The 18,043-nt window shown below is 68.4% G+C and carries 16 protein-coding genes; 7 read left to right on the top strand and 9 right to left on the bottom strand.

The features are described 5' to 3' along the window. Positions 1-203: 203 nt before the first annotated feature. The 3 genes from rplT to RIB45_RS05705 form a co-directional block, all read right to left on the bottom strand. Positions 204-569 (bottom strand): 50S ribosomal protein L20, encoded by a 366-nt coding sequence (gene rplT / locus RIB45_RS05715; RefSeq protein ID WP_350049270.1) that lies wholly within the window; start codon positions 567-569, stop codon positions 204-206. A gap of 32 nt (positions 570-601) precedes the next feature. Further along, a complete protein-coding gene (gene rpmI / locus RIB45_RS05710; RefSeq protein WP_350049269.1) occupies positions 602-799 on the bottom strand; it encodes a 50S ribosomal protein L35 in 198 nt (65 codons plus the stop codon). A 166-nt stretch (positions 800-965) separates the two neighbouring features. Continuing rightward, positions 966-1,757, bottom strand: coding sequence for an MmyB family transcriptional regulator (locus RIB45_RS05705; protein WP_350049268.1), 792 nt, complete (start codon positions 1,755-1,757; stop codon positions 966-968). A 117-nt stretch (positions 1,758-1,874) separates the two neighbouring features. Here RIB45_RS05705 and RIB45_RS05700 point away from each other — a divergent pair, with 117 nt between their 5' ends. Then, positions 1,875-2,309: a hypothetical protein gene (locus RIB45_RS05700; RefSeq protein ID WP_350049267.1), complete on the top strand. Its 435-nt coding sequence runs from the start codon at positions 1,875-1,877 to the stop codon at positions 2,307-2,309. 6 nt (positions 2,310-2,315) lie between these two features. Here RIB45_RS05700 and RIB45_RS05695 read toward each other — a convergent pair whose 3' ends face one another. The 3 genes from RIB45_RS05695 to RIB45_RS05685 form a co-directional block, all read right to left on the bottom strand. Further along, positions 2,316-3,296, bottom strand: coding sequence for a PA2778 family cysteine peptidase (locus RIB45_RS05695; protein ID WP_350049266.1), 981 nt, complete (start codon positions 3,294-3,296; stop codon positions 2,316-2,318). Between the two features lie 34 nt (positions 3,297-3,330). Continuing rightward, positions 3,331-3,771 carry a PA2779 family protein gene (locus RIB45_RS05690; RefSeq protein WP_350049265.1) on the bottom strand — a complete coding sequence of 147 codons (441 nt, stop codon included), beginning with the start codon at positions 3,769-3,771 and terminating at the stop codon, positions 3,331-3,333. A gap of 158 nt (positions 3,772-3,929) precedes the next feature. Continuing rightward, positions 3,930-4,622 carry an alpha-ketoglutarate-dependent dioxygenase AlkB family protein gene (locus tag RIB45_RS05685; protein WP_350049264.1) on the bottom strand — a complete coding sequence of 231 codons (693 nt, stop codon included), beginning with the start codon at positions 4,620-4,622 and terminating at the stop codon, positions 3,930-3,932. 233 nt (positions 4,623-4,855) lie between these two features. Between RIB45_RS05685 and dnaK the strand changes: the two genes are divergently transcribed. The 5 genes from dnaK to gshB all read left to right on the top strand — a co-directional run bounded on the left by dnaK (position 4,856) and on the right by gshB (position 10,656). Beyond that, positions 4,856-6,778, top strand: a complete 1,923-nt coding sequence (gene dnaK, locus RIB45_RS05680; RefSeq protein ID WP_350049263.1) for a molecular chaperone DnaK — start codon at positions 4,856-4,858, stop codon at positions 6,776-6,778. A 125-nt stretch (positions 6,779-6,903) separates the two neighbouring features. Further along, positions 6,904-8,037: a molecular chaperone DnaJ gene (gene dnaJ / locus RIB45_RS05675; RefSeq protein ID WP_350049262.1), complete on the top strand. Its 1,134-nt coding sequence runs from the start codon at positions 6,904-6,906 to the stop codon at positions 8,035-8,037. A gap of 87 nt (positions 8,038-8,124) precedes the next feature. Beyond that, positions 8,125-8,829 carry a BON domain-containing protein gene (locus RIB45_RS05670; RefSeq protein WP_350049261.1) on the top strand — a complete coding sequence of 235 codons (705 nt, stop codon included), beginning with the start codon at positions 8,125-8,127 and terminating at the stop codon, positions 8,827-8,829. Further along, on the top strand, positions 8,826-9,686 hold the full coding sequence (locus tag RIB45_RS05665; RefSeq protein WP_350049260.1) for a SirB1 family protein: 861 nt from the start codon (positions 8,826-8,828) through the stop codon (positions 9,684-9,686). The genes RIB45_RS05670 and RIB45_RS05665 overlap by 4 nt, the downstream gene beginning before the upstream one ends. 19 nt (positions 9,687-9,705) lie before the next feature. Next, on the top strand, positions 9,706-10,656 hold the full coding sequence (gene gshB, locus RIB45_RS05660) for a glutathione synthase (protein WP_350049259.1): 951 nt from the start codon (positions 9,706-9,708) through the stop codon (positions 10,654-10,656). Between the two features lie 15 nt (positions 10,657-10,671). Here gshB and RIB45_RS05655 read toward each other — a convergent pair whose 3' ends face one another. From RIB45_RS05655 to RIB45_RS05645, 3 genes are all read right to left on the bottom strand, one after another. Next, positions 10,672-11,859: an oxidoreductase gene (locus RIB45_RS05655; protein WP_350049258.1), complete on the bottom strand. Its 1,188-nt coding sequence runs from the start codon at positions 11,857-11,859 to the stop codon at positions 10,672-10,674. A gap of 65 nt (positions 11,860-11,924) precedes the next feature. After that, the gene (locus tag RIB45_RS05650) at positions 11,925-14,957 is read right to left on the bottom strand and encodes a [protein-PII] uridylyltransferase (protein WP_350049257.1); all 3,033 of its coding nucleotides are present in this window, start codon (positions 14,955-14,957) and stop codon (positions 11,925-11,927) included. A gap of 107 nt (positions 14,958-15,064) precedes the next feature. Continuing rightward, entirely contained in the window at positions 15,065-16,138 is a 1,074-nt protein-coding gene (locus RIB45_RS05645) for an OmpA family protein (RefSeq protein ID WP_350049256.1), read from the bottom strand. Positions 16,139-16,582: 444 nt separating this feature from the next. Here RIB45_RS05645 and ahcY point away from each other — a divergent pair, with 444 nt between their 5' ends. Then, positions 16,583-17,986 carry an adenosylhomocysteinase gene (gene ahcY, locus RIB45_RS05640; protein WP_350049255.1) on the top strand — a complete coding sequence of 468 codons (1,404 nt, stop codon included), beginning with the start codon at positions 16,583-16,585 and terminating at the stop codon, positions 17,984-17,986. Positions 17,987-18,043 lie beyond the last annotated feature (57 nt).

Genomic DNA, 18,043 nt, shown 5'->3' with positions numbered 1-18,043 from the left:
CCTGGGGGCCGCGTTGGAAAGGGGCCGGGTTGGAAAGGGGCCGGGTTGGAAAGGGAGGCGCGGAAGGGGCCGGCCGGCGCGGGGACGAACGAAAAGGACCGGCCCCCGTCCGCCAGCCCGCCCGAAGGGCGGAAGACGGACCGGCCGGTCCTTGATCGATCGCGCTGGAGGTCGACGGCCGCGAGGCGGCCGTACGCCCCTGATTACGCGTGGGCCGCCTGCGCCTGCTTGACCAGCGCCTTGAAGGCGTCCGGCTCATGCACCGCGATGTCGGCGAGCACCTTCCGGTCGAGATCGATCCCGGCCTTCTTGATGCCGTCCATAAAGCGGGCGTAGGTCATTTGCTGCTCGCTCGCCTCGCGCACGGCGGCGTTGATCCGCTGAATCCAAAGCGCGCGGAACTCGCGCTTCTTCACGCGGCGGTCGCGATAGGCGTACTGCCCGGCCTTCTCCACGGCCTGATTCGCGACCCGGAAGGTGTTCTTCCGACGGCCCCGATAGCCCTTGGCGGCCTTGATGACTTTCTTGTGCCGGGCGTGCGTGGTGACGCCCCGTTTGACTCGCGCCATTGTCTTAGCTCCTCACGTCCAAAGGGGTCTGATCACGCGCGCAGGAAATTGCGCTTCACGATCCGGGCGTCGCAGTCGGCCATGATCTGACCGCCGCGGTTCTGACGCTTCATCTGCATCGGCCGGTTCGACGTGTTGTGGCGCAGGTAGGCGCTGTAGAACCGCACCTTGCCTTTGCCCGTGATCTTGAACCGCTTTTTGGCGGAGCTCTTGTTCTTCAGCTTGGGCATTTCGCGACACTCCATTAACGCTGTCGGTTCGGGGAGGCGCGATCCGTCGAAACGCATCGCCTCCCGCTCCTCATGGCGGCCGGGCATACCCAAAAGGCCCGGACGCGCCGCGAACAAGTAACCGGGCCCGCACGCACTGCGCCCGGACCGGAACCGCGGGCTTATACTAGCGCGGAGGCGGGTCTGCAAGGGCCGAGAAGGCCTGCGTCAGCCAGCGTTCGCTCGGCGCGTCGGCCGGGAACAGCAACTCGATCCGCAGGTCGGCGAGCGTCGCGTCGTCCGCCGCGCCGAATTGGGCGACGGTGGAGAAAAGCGAGAGCGTCGCATCGCCGACGCGCAGTCGGGTCGCCGCCGCCGCCGGCAACAGGGCGCCGTCGGCTGACGCGGGCGGACCGGCCGCCTGCGTCAGCCGCGCCGCGGCCTCCTCCAGCACGGCGTCGCCGCCCAGATGCGCCGCTTCGGTCCTGAGCCGCGCGGCCATATAGGCGTGCACCTCCTCGATATTCTCGATCATCGGCGCCAGCGCGCCGCCGGGCGTCAAGGCCGCGATCAGGTCGCAGCCGCTCGACAGACCGACGGTCCCGAACAAGGCGCTCGCCGGCGCGTTCGTCTGCACCAGGCGCCAATGCCGGTCGATCGCGAATCCGGGATAGGGCGCGTGGCGCGTCAACAGCCGATCCACCGCCGCGCGTACCGGCGCCAGCTCGGCGTCGTCCCAGCGTCGCGACCCGTAAATCGGCGCGAAGCCCGCCCCGAGCAGCATCGCGTTGCGGACCGCCGGCGGCGCCGCCAGCCGCTCCGCCAGGCTCAACACCATCCCGCGGCTCGGCCGCGCGCGGCCCGTCTCCAGAAAGGAGATGTGCCGGGCGGAGACGTTGGCGGCCAAGCCCAGCGTCAGCTGGCTCATCCGTCGACGCCGGCGCCACTCCTTCAAGCGTGTCGCGAATCCGTCGCTCATGCCCGCCAGCATAGCCCAGCCGGCGCGGGAAAACGCTTACCTCACGGGTAATTGTTCGCCGGTCGCGAGAGGGCGCATAGAGGGCGCACCCCCATCGACCGATAAAGGAGAACCCGCATGACCGCTTCCCTTGCGACCTGCGCTGCGATGATTCGCGCCGGCGGATTGATCGTCGCCGCGACCGGGCTTGCGATGATCGTCGGCGTGACGCCGCTCGGGGCGCCGGCCCTGACGTTTCTGCTCGACCTCGTCTTCCTGCCGCTCGACGGCGCGCCGGCGGCGTTCGGCCCCGACGCCGGGCTGTTGGCGGCGATCGCCGGCGGCCTGATGGTCGGCTGGGGCTGGACCGTCTATCTGGTCGGCGCCCGCGTCTTCCCGCGCGACCCAGCGCTGGCGCGCGCCCTCTTGTTGCCGGGGATTCTGGCCTGGTTCGTCGCCGACGGGATCGGCTCCGTCCTGGCGGGCGCGTGGTTCAACGCCGTCTTGAACGTCGGCTTTCTGGCGCTGTTGGCCGCGCCTCTGCTGCCCCGGCGGAAAGCCGCCGCCGCGTGAGAGGCCTTATGACGCGCGGGCGGCCCGGATCTCCGCCAGGGTCTCCCGCGCGGCCTCTCGGTTCGGCCCGTCCAGGTCGATCGCGCGGCGGGCCAGTTCCTCCGCGTCTTCCAGTGCGCCCTGGCGGAAGCGCACATAGGCGAGATTGTTGAGGGCCGCATCGCTTGAGGGCGACCGGGCGACCGCCTCGCGCAAGGCCTTCTCCGCGCCCGCGAGATCGCCTTGCGCGAACAGCGCGCCGCCGAGCGCCAGCGGAAAGCGACCGTCCTGCGGCCAGTGATCGGCGCCGGTGCGATAGGCGGCGAGCGCCTCCGCGCCCAGGCCGGCGCGTTCGATCCCGGCGGCTTCCGCCAGCCAGTCATGGGCGCGCGCCGTCGTCGGGACCGGCCCGTCCGGCGCGGCGGCGACGCGGCCCCAGAAGCCGCTGCGCCGCCAGGTGTGCTCCAGCGTCGCCAGATCCTCGACCAGCCGGCGGGTGGTGCCGCTGCGCAGAATCGCCGTTTCGGCGTCCAGATCGTAGCCGATGAGGATCGCGTAGTGCCATTGCGGCGCGGCCTCGAGGCCCAGATTCTGCAGGATCAGCACCGGATCGCCCGCCGCGACGGCCTCCAGCCCCTCCGTCATGCTTGCAACCGGCAGGACGAGGCGTCCGGCCCGCCGCGCGGCGGTCACCACGTCGGCCTGCAGGCTGCCCTTGCGGCCGGGGGTGAAGACCCGCGCGCCAAGCGCCTCTGGCGTGGTCTCAAGGCCCGTTTCGTTCAGCACGGCCGCCAGCGCGGCCGGCCCGCAATAGAACGCAGTCTGGGCGAAGAAGGGCGTGGCGGCGAGCTCGGCGCGCACCGGCAGATCGTCGGGCCGCGTCTCCGCCGCCGTCAATCGGTCGGCGACCGGCGTCCCGGCGCAGGCGGCGAGACCTGCGCACAGAAAAACGAGGGCCGCCGCCCTCAAGGCGGCGGCCCCCGTCTTGACGATCGATCCTATCGACATCGGCCCAACGGGATGATCGCGCAGCACGCCGGGATCAGCTCGGGTTCGCCGATCCCTTGTTGGTGAAGTCGAAGACGCTGGTGAAGCCAAGCAGATCGGTGATCAGCAGCACGACGAAGATGAAGACGCCGGCGCCGATGATCGCGCCCAGCGCGCCTTGACCGGCCGGCGCCTCCTCGATCGTGTTGGCGAGATCGACGGCCTCGGCGTCGCTCAGGCTCGCGACGCGGGCCTGCGCCTCGGACGGATCGACGCCCATCGCCTGCAGCTCTTGGCGGACGTCGTCGCGGGCCAGGAAGGCGCCCACGGTCTCGCGCGCCTCGACGGCTTCGGCGCCGGCGCTCTGCTCGACGACTTGATCTGTAGCGACCATGCCGGCCTGGGCGGCGCCCATCGGCAGGTTGATCAGCGCGAAGGTGAAGGCCATCGCCGCGGCGATGCGGCGGAATGCGCTCGGGTGGTTGGCGAACATCATCGGTCTTGGACCCCCTTGGTTGGTTCGTCTCAGTCTCGCATCGTGCGCCCGCCCCTCGGTCGCAACACCGGACTTGGGGAGGCGAGCCCATCCTTAAAAGGGGCGGACCAAGGCGAGACTAAGGCGGGCATTCGAGGGAAATGCGAAGGGTCGGGCCGCTAGCCGGGCCGCGTCACCCGGCGGAGCGTCAGGTTGATCCGCCCCGGCCCCTCCAACAGCGTCGAGGTCCCGGGATAGATCCGATCGACCCCGTGAAAACAGCGCCGCGCCGGCCCGTCGAGCACCAGCACGTCGCCGGAGCGCAGGCGGAGCGACGTCGTCGGCCCCTTGCGTTCCGGTCCGCCGAGGCGAAAGCGCGCCTCGTCGCCGAGCGAGATCGACACGACGGGGACGTCCTGCGCGTCCTCATCCTCATCCCGATGCAGGCCCATCTTGGCGTCGGGTCCGTACCAGTTGACGAGGCAGGCCTCGGGATCGAAAGGCAGGCCCGTCACCTCGCGCCAGACCGCCAGCACCTGATCCGGGATCGCGGGCCAGGGGGCGCCCGTCTCCGGATGAGTCCCCTGATAGCGATAGCCGCCCTCCTTGCTGGCCACCCAGCCGAGCGGTCCCAGATTGGTCATCCGAACGCTGAACGGCTTGCCGGTCCTGGGCATGGTCGGCCGGAACAGCGGGGCGTCGGCCAACGCGCGGCGCACCGTCTCCGCCAGCGCCGCCTGCGCCGTCGCGTCCAGCGCGTTTTCGTATAGCCGCGCGCCGCCGGCGCCGTCTTGCGGCGCGGGCGGCTCGATCGGACGGCGGTCGATCGGACGGCGGTCGATCGGGCGAGGCTCACGGCTCTCGGCGGGCATCGGCGTTCCCATCTTTCTCCGACCCATCTTTCTCCGGGCCGTCAGGTTGCAGCGCTCGCTCGCCCTGCCTATATAGCCCGCGGAACCGACGCCGTCACATCCCGGCCTTCCCGGCCGTACGCTCGGCCCCGAGACGGACGGCGCATCGGACCTTTGCAGAGAAGGGGCGTCCGAGACAGCGCTTGGATCACAAGGCTCGGCGACGCCCGCTTGAAATCGGAGGTGAAAGCGAAATGGGTAAGGTTATCGGCATCGATCTCGGCACCACGAACTCGTGCGTGGCCGTGATGGACGGCAAGGACGCGAAGGTCATCGAGAACACCGAGGGCGCGCGGACGACCCCCTCGATGGTCGCCTTCACGGAAGACGGCGAGCGTCTGGTGGGCCATTCGGCCAAGCGCCAGGCGGTGACCAATCCGGAGAACACGCTCTACGCGGTCAAGCGGCTGATGGGCCGGCGCTTCGAGGACAAGGAGGTCGCGAAGGATCGCGACCAGATGCCCTTCAAGATCGTCAAGGCCGACAACGGCGACGCCTGGGTCGAGGCGCGGGGCGAGCAGTATGCGCCCTCTCAGGTCTCCGCCTTCATTCTGCAGAAGATGAAGGAGACGGCCGAGAGCTATCTGGGCGAGACGGTCGACAAGGCGGTCATCACCGTCCCGGCCTACTTCAACGACCAGCAGCGCCAGGCCACCAAGGACGCCGGCAAGATCGCGGGCCTCGAGGTGCTGCGCATCATCAACGAGCCGACGGCGGCCGCGCTCGCCTACGGGCTCGAGAAGAAGGGCACCGGCACGATCGCGGTCTACGACCTCGGCGGCGGCACCTTTGACGTCTCGATCCTGGAGATCGGCGACGGCGTGTTCGAGGTGAAGTCGACCAACGGCGACACCTTCCTCGGCGGCGAGGATTTCGACATCGCCATCATCGACTATCTGGCGGAGGAGTTCAAAAAAGAGAACGGCATCGATCTGCGCAAGGACCGTCTGGCCCTGCAGCGCCTCAAGGAGGCCGCCGAGAAGGCGAAGATCGAGCTCTCCTCCGCGCAGCAGACCGACGTCAACCTGCCCTTCATCACCGCCGATCAGTCCGGGCCGAAGCACCTGAACATCAAGCTCAGCCGCTCGAAGCTCGAGGCGCTGGTCGAAGGTCTGGTGAAGCGCACGATCGATCCTTGCAAGGGCGCCCTCAAGGACGCCGGCCTGAAGGCCAGCGAGATCGACGAGGTCATCCTGGTCGGCGGCATGACCCGGATGCCCAAGGTGATCGAGGCGGTGAAGAACTTCTTCGGCAAGGAGCCGCACCGCGGCGTGAACCCCGACGAGGTGGTCGCCATCGGCGCCGCCATTCAGGCCGGCGTGCTGCAGGGCGACGTCAAGGACGTGCTGCTGCTGGACGTCACCCCGCTGTCGCTCGGCATCGAGACGTTGGGCGGCGTGTTCACGCGCCTGATCGAGCGCAACACGACGATTCCGACGAAGAAGTCGCAGACCTTCTCGACGGCCGAGGACAATCAGTCGGCGGTCACCATCCGCGTCTTCCAGGGCGAGCGTGAGATGGCGGCGGACAACAAGCTGCTGGGTCAGTTCGACCTGGTCGGCATCCCGCCCGCGCCGCGCGGCGTGCCGCAGATCGAGGTCACCTTCGACATCGACGCCAACGGCATCGTCAACGTCTCGGCCAAGGACAAGGGCACCGGCAAGGAGCAGCAGATCCGCATCCAGGCCTCCGGCGGTCTCGACGACGACGAGATCGAGCGCATGGTGAAGGACGCCGAGTCCCACGCCGAGGAGGACAAGAAGAAGAAGTCGCTGGTCGAGGCGCGCAATCAGGCCGACAGCCTGATCCACACCACTGAGACCGCGCTGAAGGACCACGGCGAGGGTCTGGATCCGGCTGACAAGTCCGCCATCGAGACGGCGCTTCAGGAGCTGAAGGACGCCAAGGACGGCGAAGACGCCGAGGCGATCAAGTCGAAGACCGAGGCGTTGAGCCAGGCGTCCATGAAGCTCGGCGAGGCGATGTACAAGGCCCAGCAGGGCGAAGAGGGCGGCGCCGAAGCCGGCGCCGACGCCTCCGAAGCCTCCGGCAAGGGGCAGGACGACGTCGTCGACGCCGACTTCGAGGAAGTGGACGACGACAAGAAGGACAAATAAGTCCGAAGACCGGCGGAGGCCCCGGGGGAACGCTCTCCCGGGGCCTTTCGCCGTTCGGCGGCCGGGTTTCCGCTTGGGACTTGAGAGCCGACCGTCGAGCGAGGGGATGACGGGGATTATCCGCGATGGCGAAACGCGACTATTACGAGATCCTGGGCGTCGATCGAAACGCCTCGAAGGACGAGCTGAAGAGCGCCTATCGCAAGCTGGCCAAGAAGTACCACCCGGACGCCAATCCGGGCGATGAAGAGGCCGAGCAGAAGTTCAAGGAAGTGGGCGAGGCCTACGAGGCGCTGAAGGACGACCAGAAGCGCGCGGCCTACGATCGCTTCGGCCATGACGCGTTCGAGCAGGGCGGCGGCTTCGGCGGCGGCCGGGGCGCCGGCTTCGGCGGTTTCACCGACATCTTCGAGGAGATGTTCGGCGACTTCATGGGCGGCGGCGGCGGCCGGCGCCGCGGGTCGAGCCCGCGCGGCGCGGATCTGCGCTACAATCTGGAAGTCGGCCTGGAAGACGCCTTCCACGGCCGCAAGGTCGAGATCAAGGTGCCGACCTCGGTCCCGTGCGAGACCTGCGAGGGCTCCGGCGCGGCCGAAGGCGCGCAGCCGGTCGCTTGCGGGACGTGCGGCGGCGACGGCAAGGTGCGCACCAGCCAAGGCTTTTTCACCATCGAGCGCACCTGCCCGCAATGCCAGGGCGAAGGGCGCGTGATCGACAAGCCGTGCGGCGATTGCAACGGCGCGGGCCGGGTGCACCGGGACAAGACGCTGAACGTCAACATCCCCCGCGGCGTCGAGGACGGCACGCGCATCCGTCTCGCCGGCGAAGGCGAGGCGGGCGTTCGCGGCGCGCCGCCGGGCGACCTCTACATCTTTCTGTCGGTGGCGCCGCACCGGATCTTCCAGCGCCAGGGCGCCGACCTCGCCTGCCGCGTGCCGATCGAAATGGCGGACGCGGCGCTGGGCGGCGACATCGAGGTGCCGACGATCGACGGCGGACGCGCCAAGGTGAAGATCCCCGAAGGCGCGCAGACCGGCCAGCAGTTCCGCCTGCGCGGCAAGGGCATGCCGGTGCTGCAGGCCAACCAGCGCGGCGACATGTATATCGAGATCATGGTCGAGACGCCGGTGAAGCTGACCAAGCGCCAGAAGGAGCTCTTGGAGGAGTTCCGCAAGGAAGGCGGCGGCAAGAACCAGAACCCGCAGACCGAAGGCTTCTTCTCCAAGGTGAAGGAGTTCTGGGACGATCTGACGGAGTAGGGCGCCGCAGGAATTGCCGCCGACGCCCGGCGGCCCTAGGGTTAAGATCGACCGTCACAAATCGCCGGACCGGGCCCGCCCCCTTTCATGACGACCATGTTCTTCGCCCCCGCCACGCTTCGCGCCGCCGCCGTCGCGCTCGCCGCGCTCGCCGCGCTCCCCCTGCTGGGCGGCTGCACGCCGGTCGGCGTGGCCGTGGGCGCGGGCGCGATGGCGGGCAGCGCGGCGATGGAGGAGCGCGGGCTGGAGCAGGCGGTGCGCGACGAGGCCGACGAGATCGGCGTCAAGAAGCGTCTCGCCGACTACAGTTTCGACACCTTCCGCCGGGTCAATGTCGACGTCTATGAGGGCCGCGTGCTGCTGACCGGGATCGTGCCGGAGCCGGACGATCGCGTGGAGGCCGTGCGCGTCGCCTGGGCCACCGACGGGATCGTCGACGTGGTGAACGAGGTGCTGATCGGCGAGGGCGTCGGGACGATCGACACCACCGCCGACATCCGGATCACGAGCGAGTTGCGCGCCAAGATCACCTTCGACGCCGATGTGAAGGCGGTGAACTACAATCTTCAGGCGGTCGGCGGGACGCTCTATCTCTTCGGCGTGGCGCAAAGTCAGGCCGAGATCGCGCGCGTCGAGGCGCACGCCCGCACCATCCCCAACGTTCGGCGCATCGTCAGCCACATGCTGTTGAAGGACGGCGCGCGCCGCGCCACGCTGCTGGCGGCGCTGGAGGCGGAGTTGAACAAGCCCGACGCGCCGGACGAGACCCCCGCGCCGGAGCCGAGTTCGTGAGTCTCGCCGATCACACCCCGGAGCCTGAGGCTCGGAAGCTCCTCCAGGCGATCGGCCGAGCGGACGGCGGGGAGCGCATCGACCTCGCCCAGGGCGCGCTCGCGCTCGCCGCGTTGGAGGCGCCGGCCGCGAAGCTCGCCCCCTATCGCGAGCATCTGGACCGGCTGGCCGCCGACGTCCGCGCGATCGTCGGCGACGAGCCCGGCGTCCGCCTGTCGGTCGAGGACGCGCAGGATGCGTTGACCCACGTCCTGTTCGGCCTGCACGGCTATCAGGGCGACCGCGAGACCTATGACGACCTGCAGAACGCCAACCTGATCCGGGTGATCGACCGGCGCAAAGGGCTGCCGGTGTCGCTCGGCGTGCTCTACATCCAGACCGCCCGCGCCGTCGGCTTCGAGGCCTCCGGTCTCGACTTCCCGGGCCATTTTCTGGTGCGGCTGGAAAGCGCGGGCGCGCGGGCGGTGATCGATCCGTTCAACGACGGCGCGGCGCTTGATGCGGCCTCGCTGCGCGCGCTGATCAAGCAGACGCTGGGCGCCGACGCCGAACTCGAGGCCGCGCATTACGAGGCGGCCGACGACAAGGACGTGCTGCTGCGCCTGCAGAACAATCTGAAACTCCGCCTGATCCAGGGCCAGCAGCTCGACCGCGCGGCGGAGATTCTGGACGGCATGCTGACCATCGCGCCGGAGCGCGCCGCCCTGTGGCGCGAAGCGGGGCTGGTCAACGCCCATATCGGCAATTTCCGCACGGCGATCGCTGCGCTGGAAATCTACAGGGAACGGGAAAGCCGGGAGGACGCGCGCCAGGAGGCGGCGGCGCTGATCGACGATTTGCGGCGCAAGATCAATTGAACCACGGAGCGGGAAGGCCATGAGCGAGGCCAGGCGGGTCGCGATCCAGATGGATCCGATCGAGACCATCGACATCGACGGCGACAGCACCTTCGTGCTCGGTCTGGAGGCGGAGAAGCGCGGCTACGAGGTGTTCCATTATCGTCCGACCGATCTGAATTTTCGCGACGGCGAGGTCTGGGCCCACGCCCGGCCGATGAGCCTGCGCCGGGTCAAGGGCGACCACTACACGCTGGGCGACCAGACGACGCTGGATTTGGGAACGGACGTCGACGTGGTGCTCATGCGCCAGGACCCGCCCTTCGACATGGGCTACATCACTGCGACCCACATCCTGGAGCACATCCACCCGAAGACGCTTGTGGTGAACGACCCGGCGCATGTGCGCAACGCGCCGGAGAAGCTGCTGGTCACGCAATTCGCGGAATTCATGCCGCCGACGCTGATCACCAGCAGCAAGAGCGACGTCGAGGCGTTCCGGGCTGAGTTCGAGGACATCATCGTCAAGCCGCTGTTCGGCAACGGCGGAGCCGGCGTCTTCCGGCTGCAGAAGGGGGACGAGAATCTGGCCTCGCTTTTGGAGATGTTCGCCGTCGCCTTCCCGCGCGAGCCCTTCATGGTGCAGAAGTATCTGCCCGCCGTGCGCCAGGGCGACAAGCGCGTGATTCTGGTGGACGGCGAGCCGGCGGGCTCGATCAACCGCATCCCGGCCGAGGGCGAGAGCCGCTCCAACATGCATGTCGGCGGCAAGGCGGTGAAGGACGAGATGACCGCGCGCGACCGCGAGATCTGCGCCGCCATCGGCCCGATGCTGAAGGAGCGCGGTCTGATCTTCGTCGGCATTGACGTGATCGGCGGCTACCTGACCGAGATCAACGTCACGTCGCCGACCGGCCTGCAGGAGGTCAATCGCTACGACGAGGTCTGTCTGGAAGCCCAGATTTGGGATGCGATCGAACGGCGGCTCTGACCGCCGGGCGACGTCTTAATCGGACGCCGCATGGACCGCGCGCCACCGCGCGGAGGCCGCGTCGCGCGCCGTCTCCACCGCCTTCACGGCCTCGTCGAGGGCGCTTGGCGCAGGCCCGTCGCGGTCATTGGCGAGCGCTGCTAGGCGCCGCGTGTACCAGGCGGTGATCCCCCCGGCGGGCGGATCGTCAAAACGCGGGAAGCTAGGATCGGCGTCGGCGCCCCGCTCGGCCCAGCCCTTGGGTAAATCCGGGTCGAGCGCGAGCGCGCGGGCGAGACCGATCAGGTCCACGACGCCGCTTTCGAGCGCGTCCTGCGCCTGCGCCAACCGCTTGAAGCCGCCGACCGTCATCAGCGGCTTGCGGGTGAGCGACCGCGCGGCCTCGGCGGCCTGAAGGAAATAGGGTCCTTTGGCCGCGCCGTCGCTCGCCGCCTTCGCGCCGGGAAAATAGGCGCCGCCGCTGATGTCGATCAGGTCGATCGAGGAACGGTCTAGCAACCCGACCGTCGTCAAGAAGTCCGCACGCTCGACGCCCCCCTCCAATTGATCCGTCGCGTTTATCTTGATCCCGATCGGGATCTTCGGCCCGACGGCCCGCCTGACGGCGTCGATGATTCGCCCGACCACACGATAGCGACGCTCGGCGTCGCCGCCCCAGTCGTCGTCGCGCCGGTTGAACAGCGGCGAGAGGAACTGGCTCAACAAGAAGCCGTGGCCGGCGTGGACTTCGACGCCCGTAAAGCCGACGGCGACCGCGTTGCGGGCGGCGGCGGCGAACTGGGCCGGCAGCGCCGCAATCTCCTCGGACGTCATAGCGACGGCTTCCACGCCCTCCGCCGAAAGCGCGGACGGCGCCTTTACCGGGGCGCCAAGCGGCGCCGCCAATGCGCCGGCATGGCCCAGCTGCGCCCATAGCGAGGCGCCGGCCTGGGTCGCCCGCTCGGTAAGCGCGCGCAGACCGGCGGCGTCCTGCATCGGCGCGAGCAGCAGGTTCAAGCAATTCTCCGGATGGGTCGCGACGATTTGGGTCTCGCCGACGATCGACAAGCCCGCGCCGCCCTCGGCCCAACGCTGGTAGAGCCGGCGCTGCGCCGCCGTCGTTCCGCCCGCGCCGTCGCCGAGTTCGTCGGACATCGCCGCTTTGACGATCCGATTGCGCAGCACGGCGCCGCAGGGAAGGCGGAAGGGCTCGAACAGGGTCATCGGGGCCTCGGGCCTCCCCACGGGGCGGCGGGAGCGCAAGCGCGAGAGCGCCGCGGGGCTAAACCCTACTCCGCCGCCTTGGGTTTCGCCGGCGCCTTTTTGGCCGCCGGCTTGGTCTTGCCCTTCGCCTTGGCGGCCGATTTCGCGGCGCGGGCCTTGGCGGCGTGCTTGCGGGCCTTGCCGGCCGGAAGCTTGGGCGCGGCGCCGCGCAGCGGGGTCGCGGGGCCGGCCGGGGTCTCCTCCCCCTCGGCCCGGTCGATCAGCACGGCCAACAGCGCCTGTCGAATGGCGTCCAGCTTGCCGGGATGGTCGACCTTCATGCCGAAGACGTCCTTCACGTAGAAGACGTCCACCACCTGTTCGCCGTAGGTGGAAATCTTGGCCGTCGCGATCTGCAAGCCGAGTTTGGTGAGCGCCGACGCCAACTGGTGAAGCACCCCCGGTCGATCGCGGCCGTTGACCTCGATCACCGTGTGCGCGGTGGACGCCTTGTTGTCGATGATCACCCGCGGCGCGACCGAGAAGACCTGAGAGCGTTTGGCGACGCCTTGCGCGGCCCTGCCGGCCAACTCCTCCGCCGGCTTCAGCGATCCGGACAGCGCCCGGTCAACCAGCACCGAGAGCTTCGCCAATCGGTCCGAGCGCGCAAAGGCGCCGCCGTCCGCGTCCTGGATCAGGAACAGATCAAGCGCCATGCCGTTGTTCAACGTCGCGATCTTGGCGTCGACGATGCTGGCCCCCGCCACCGCGAGCGCGCCGGTCAGACGCGAGAACAGGCCCGGATGGTCGACGCAGTAAATCGTCACCTCGGTGACGGCGCGCGCTTCGTCGACGCGGGTCTCCAGCGTCAGCTCGGCCTCCCGGTTCTCCGCGTCGCGCACGATGCGCGCCTGGCGGACCAGCGCGTCATGATCGATCGACAGGAAATAGCCGTCCGGCCCGCGCTCCAGATGCCGATCGATCGCGTCCTGCGGCCAGTCCGCCTCGTGCAGCGCGTGGGCCAGTTTCTGGCGGGCGATCGCGGCGCGCTTGCGCCGTCCTTCTTTGTAGGCGGCGCCGGTCATCACCTCTTCCGCGCGCCAATAAAGTTCGCGCAACAGGGTCGCCTTCCAGTTGTTCCAGACGTTCGGGCCGACCGCGCGGATGTCGCACACCGTCAGGCACAACAGCAGACGCAGCCGCTCCGGCGACTGCACCAGATCGACGAAGTCGAACAGCGTCTTGGGATCGTCCAGGTCGCGCTTGAACGCGGTCATGGACATGGCGAGGTGATAGCGCACCAGCCACGCCACGGTTTCCGTCTCGTCCTCGCTTAGGCCCAGCCGCGGGCATACGCGCTTGGCCACCTTGGCGCCCAGCTCCGAATGATCGCCGCCGCGGCCTTTGGCGATGTCGTGCAGCAGCAGGGCGACGTAGAGCACCCGGCGCGACTGGACCTGCTGGATCACCTCGGTCGCGACCGGGTGATCCTCCTGCAAACGACCGGCTTCGATCCGGTTCAAGATCCCGATGGCGCGGATTGTGTGCTCGTCGGTCGTGTAGACATGATACATGTCGTACTGCATCTGGGCCACGACGCGCCCGAAGTCCGGCAGGAACTTGCCGAACAGATCGCACTCGTTCATCTGGCGCAAGACGCCCTCCGGATCGCGCTCGTGCGTCAGGATCTGAAGGAATATCTCGTTGGCCTCCGGGTCTTCGCGCAGCTTCGGCGTGCGGCGCAGATTGCGGGTCACCTGCGCCAAGGCGTCCGGGTGAATCGGCAACCCCGCCTCGTGCGAGACGAGGAAGAGCCGCAGCATGTCGATCGGAGCGTCCGCGAAATGGTTCTTGCTGCGCGTGCTCATCCGGCCGCTTTCGATGGGAAACCCGTCGACTTCGCGTCGGAACAGATTGGCGGGCAGGCGGAACAGGGATTTGCGTTTGTGTTGCGCCTCGAACGCCGCAAGGAAGATCCGCGTCAGGTCGCCCACCTCCTTGGCGATCAGGAAGTAGTGCTTCATGAAGCGCTCCACCCCGGACGCGCCGGCGTGGTCGGTGTACAGCATGCGCCGGGCGAGTTCCGGTTGGACGTCGAAGGTCAGCCGCTCTTCCGGTCGACGGGCCAGATAGTGCAGATGGCAACGCAGCGTCCAGAGGAACTGCTGCGCCTTACGGAAGCGCTCGACCTCGCCGCCTGTCAGCACGCCCAGCGGGGCGAGCTCCTCGATGTCCTCCACCTTGTAGAGGAACTTGGCCGTCCAGAAGAGCGTGTGCAGATCGCGCAGCCCCCCTTTGCCGTCCTTGATGTTCGGCTCCAGCACGTAGCGCGAATCGCCGAGCCGCTCATGCCGCTCGTCGCGTTCGGCCAGCTTGGCTTCCAGAAAATCGGGGCCGTTCTGGTCCATCACCTGGCGACGGAAACTGGCTTTCAATTCGGCGAAGAAGGGCTTCTCGCCCCAGATGTAGCGGGCCTCCAGCAGCGCGGTCGCGATCGTCCAATCCGCCTTCGCCTGGCGCACGCATTCGTCGATCGAGCGGGTCGACTGGCCGACCGTCAGCCCCAGATCCCACAGCATGTAGAGCATCTCCTCCACCAGCTGCTCAATCCGGGCGGACGGCTTGTAGTGGTGCAGGAACAGCAGGTCGATGTCTGAATAGGGAGCCAGTTCGCCGCGTCCGTAGCCGCCGACGGCCACGAGACAGAGCTTCTCCGCCTCGGTCGGGTTGGCGGCTGGGTAAAGATGGGTCGTGGCGGCGTCGTAGAGTACGCGCAGAAGCTGATCCACCAGGAAACAGTTGCCGGCCACCGCCGCGGCCCCGTCTTGATCCCGGAAAAAGCGGCGCTCGACCTCGGCGCGGCCGTCCTTCAGCGCCTGCTTCAGCGCGGTGAGCCACGCCTGCCGCCGGGCGTCGGCGCTCTCGGCCTGCGCGGCCGCGCGGTCCAACGTCTCGGTCAACTGTTGACGGTTGATGACGGCCCGCCGATTGGCGAGCTGCGCATGCACCTGGGTTTGCGGTCCGGCCGGACGGGCGCCCTTGGCCGCCGCACCGGCGCCCTTGCCGCCCGGGCGCGCGGACGACGCGCTCGCCATAGCCGTTTCGTCGCTCATCGCCATGGGCTGGAATGTAGCGCCCCGTGGAGGGGATTGCGAGGGGCCGCAATAAGAAACCCCCGGCGCCGAGGGCGCCGGGGGTCCTTAAGCGTCGCCGAAGCGCGCCTGACTTAGTCGAGCATGATCTCGACGCGGCGGTTCTGCGGCTCGCGCACGCCGTCGCCGGTTTCGATCAGCGGCTCGGTCTCGCCGCGCGCCCGGGTCTCGATCCCGCCGTCGAAGCCGAGGCCGACGATTTCCGTCCGCACGGCCGCCGCGCGGCGCTCGGACAGCCCCATGTTGTAGGTCGCGGGGCCCGAGGTGTCGGCGTGGCCGGTCAGGACGATGCGGGCGACGTTGCCCTGCTCGGCGTAACCGACGGCCTCGCGCAGCACGTCCATGGCCTCCGGCGTCACCGCCGCGCTGTCCCAATCGAAGAAGACGATGAAGTTGCGCACGATCTCCGGCTCGGGCTCAGGCTCCGGCGCGGGCTCCGGCTCCGGCGCGGGCTCCGCGACGGGCTCCGGCGCGGGCTCGGGGGCCGGCTCCGGCTCGGCGAAACTGAAGCGCAGGCCGATCGCGACGGTGTGCGCGCTGTACTCGGCCGAGAAGTCCTGGCCGTTCGCCAGCGTCAGATCCGCGTCGTCGGTCAGGAAGTAGCTGTACTGGCCGGTCAAATCGATGCTGTCCGTCAGGCGCAGCGCCGCGCCGGCGAGCAGCTGACCCGCCAGCACGGTGTCGAGGTCGCTGGCGCTCTGCCCGTTGATCGGGTTGGCGCCGCTGACTTCCGCGCGCGCCAAGCCGAGGCCGGCGCCGACATAGGGCGTCACGCTCGGAATCAAGCCGTGGAAGTCGTAGAAGCCGTTGATCATGAGCGAGGTGACGTCGACGTCGCCTTGGGCCGATACGCCGCTGACCGAGTCGAGATCGTTGAAACGATGACCCAGCTCCAACTCGCCGCGCAGCGGGCCGAGATAATCGTAACCGAGCGCCGCGCCTGCGAAGCCGACGCCGTCGTCGATCTCGGCCTCCTGGTTGAAGGTGCCGCCGTCGATGTCCGAATCCTCTGGCGCGTTGTAGCCGGCGCTGACGCCGACATAGTAGCCCTCGCGGTCCGAATCGGCCGAGGCCCCGCCCGCCGCGCCGGCGGTGAGGGCGGCCGCGCCGAGCGCGGCGACGGCGATGCGCTGGAAGTTCTTGATCATTCTGTGTGGCCCCTGGCTCACGATGTGAAGGACGGAGCGGACCCGAGCGGCCCGCACGCCGTGACGTAACCTGCGCGTCCGGTCGGCGCGCAGCGCGCGATGGAAAGCCGAAACGCATGCAATTTTAATTGCCCGATCTGGGCGCACTTGTCGAGAGGGCGGGCCGCATTGCAGCGCAACAAGCGCAGGAATGTTGCATTTTTGGCACAACCCCCGAGCGCGGCGTCACGCGCCCGGATTCCGCGGCGGCCCGCCCAGTCCGCCGCCCAGTCCGCCGCCCAGTTCGCCGCCCGGCTTGCCGCAGCGCCGGCCCGCCTGCTATAGACCGCGCGGTCGCGCCGTCCGCCCCGGGGCTGATCCGCGGGCGGACGACGCTATATGTCCCGATGACGCGCCGCATCTCTTGGCGCGTCTTTCACGATTGCAGAAAGCGAGGAGCGGAGCATGGCCGCTGAAGATTACGTCGTAAAAGACATGTCGTTGGCCTCCTGGGGGCGCAAGGAGATCGAGCTGGCCGAGGTTGAGATGCCCGGCCTGATGCAGACCCGTGAGGAGTACGCCAAGGCGCAGCCGCTCAAGGGCGCGCGGATCGCCGGCTCGCTGCATATGACGATTCAGACCGCGGTGCTGATCGAAACCCTGACCGCGCTCGGGGCCGACGTGCGGTGGGCTTCGTGCAACATCTATTCGACCCAGGATCACGCCGCCGCGGCGATCGCCGAGAGCGGCGTGCCCGTCTTCGCGGTCAAGGGCGAGACGCTGGACGACTACTGGGAATACACCCACCGCATCATGGAGTGGTCGGACGGCGGCGCGCCGAACATGATCCTCGACGACGGCGGCGACGCCACCATGCTGCTGCATCTCGGCATGAAGGCGGAGAAAGACGCGAGCGTCCTCGACAATCCGCAGAACGAGGAGGAGCGCGCCGCGTTCGCCGCGATCAAGAAGCGCCTGGCCGAGAAGCCGGGCTGGTACGCGCAGACCGCCAAGGCGATCAGGGGCGTGACCGAAGAGACCACGACCGGCGTCCATCGCCTGTATCAGATGGCCAAGGAAGGGACGCTGATGTTCCCGGCCATCAATGTGAACGACAGCGTCACCAAGTCGAAGTTCGACAACAAGTACGGCTGCCGCGAGAGCCTGGTCGACGCCATCCGCCGCGCGACCGACGTGATGATGGCCGGCAAGGTTGCGGTCGTCGCCGGCTTCGGCGACGTCGGCAAAGGGTCGGCCGACAGCCTGCGTCAGTCCGGTTGCCGCGTCCTGGTGACCGAGGCCGATCCGATCTGCGCGCTGCAGGCCGCGATGGAGGGCTATGAGGTCGTCACGATGGAGAACGCGGCGCCGCGCGGCGACATCTTCGTCACCGCCACCGGCAATGTGGACGTCATCACCGTCGACCATATGCGCGATATGAAAGACCGCGCCATCGTCTGCAACATCGGCCATTTCGACAGCGAGATCCAGGTCGAGGCGCTGAAGAACTTCAAGTGGTCGAACATCAAGCCGCAGGTCGATGAAATCGAGTTCCCCGACGGCAAGAAGATGCTGCTGCTCGCCGAGGGTCGGCTGGTCAATCTCGGCTGCGCCACCGGCCATCCCAGCTTCGTGATGTCCGCCAGCTTCACCAACCAGGTGCTGGCGCAGATCGAGTTGTGGAAGAACAATTCGGACGGCCAGTACAAGAACGACGTCTACGTTCTGCCCAAGCATCTCGACGAGAAGGTGGCGGCGCTGCATCTCGACAAGGTCGGGGCCATGCTGACCCAGCTCAACGAGAAGCAGGCCTCCTATATCGGCGTTCCGGTCAACGGCCCCTTCAAGCCCGAGACCTACCGCTACTGATCCGACCTAGCGATCGCGATCGCGACCGCAAAACGCCCCGCCGGTCCGTCCGGCGGG

The organism is Marivibrio sp. (genome assembly GCF_040218065.1).
GTDB lineage: Bacteria > Pseudomonadota > Alphaproteobacteria > UBA8366 > Aestuariispiraceae > Marivibrio.
The sequence above is the reverse complement of the archived record's forward strand: the minus strand, read 5'-3'. Positions and strand labels throughout refer to the sequence as shown.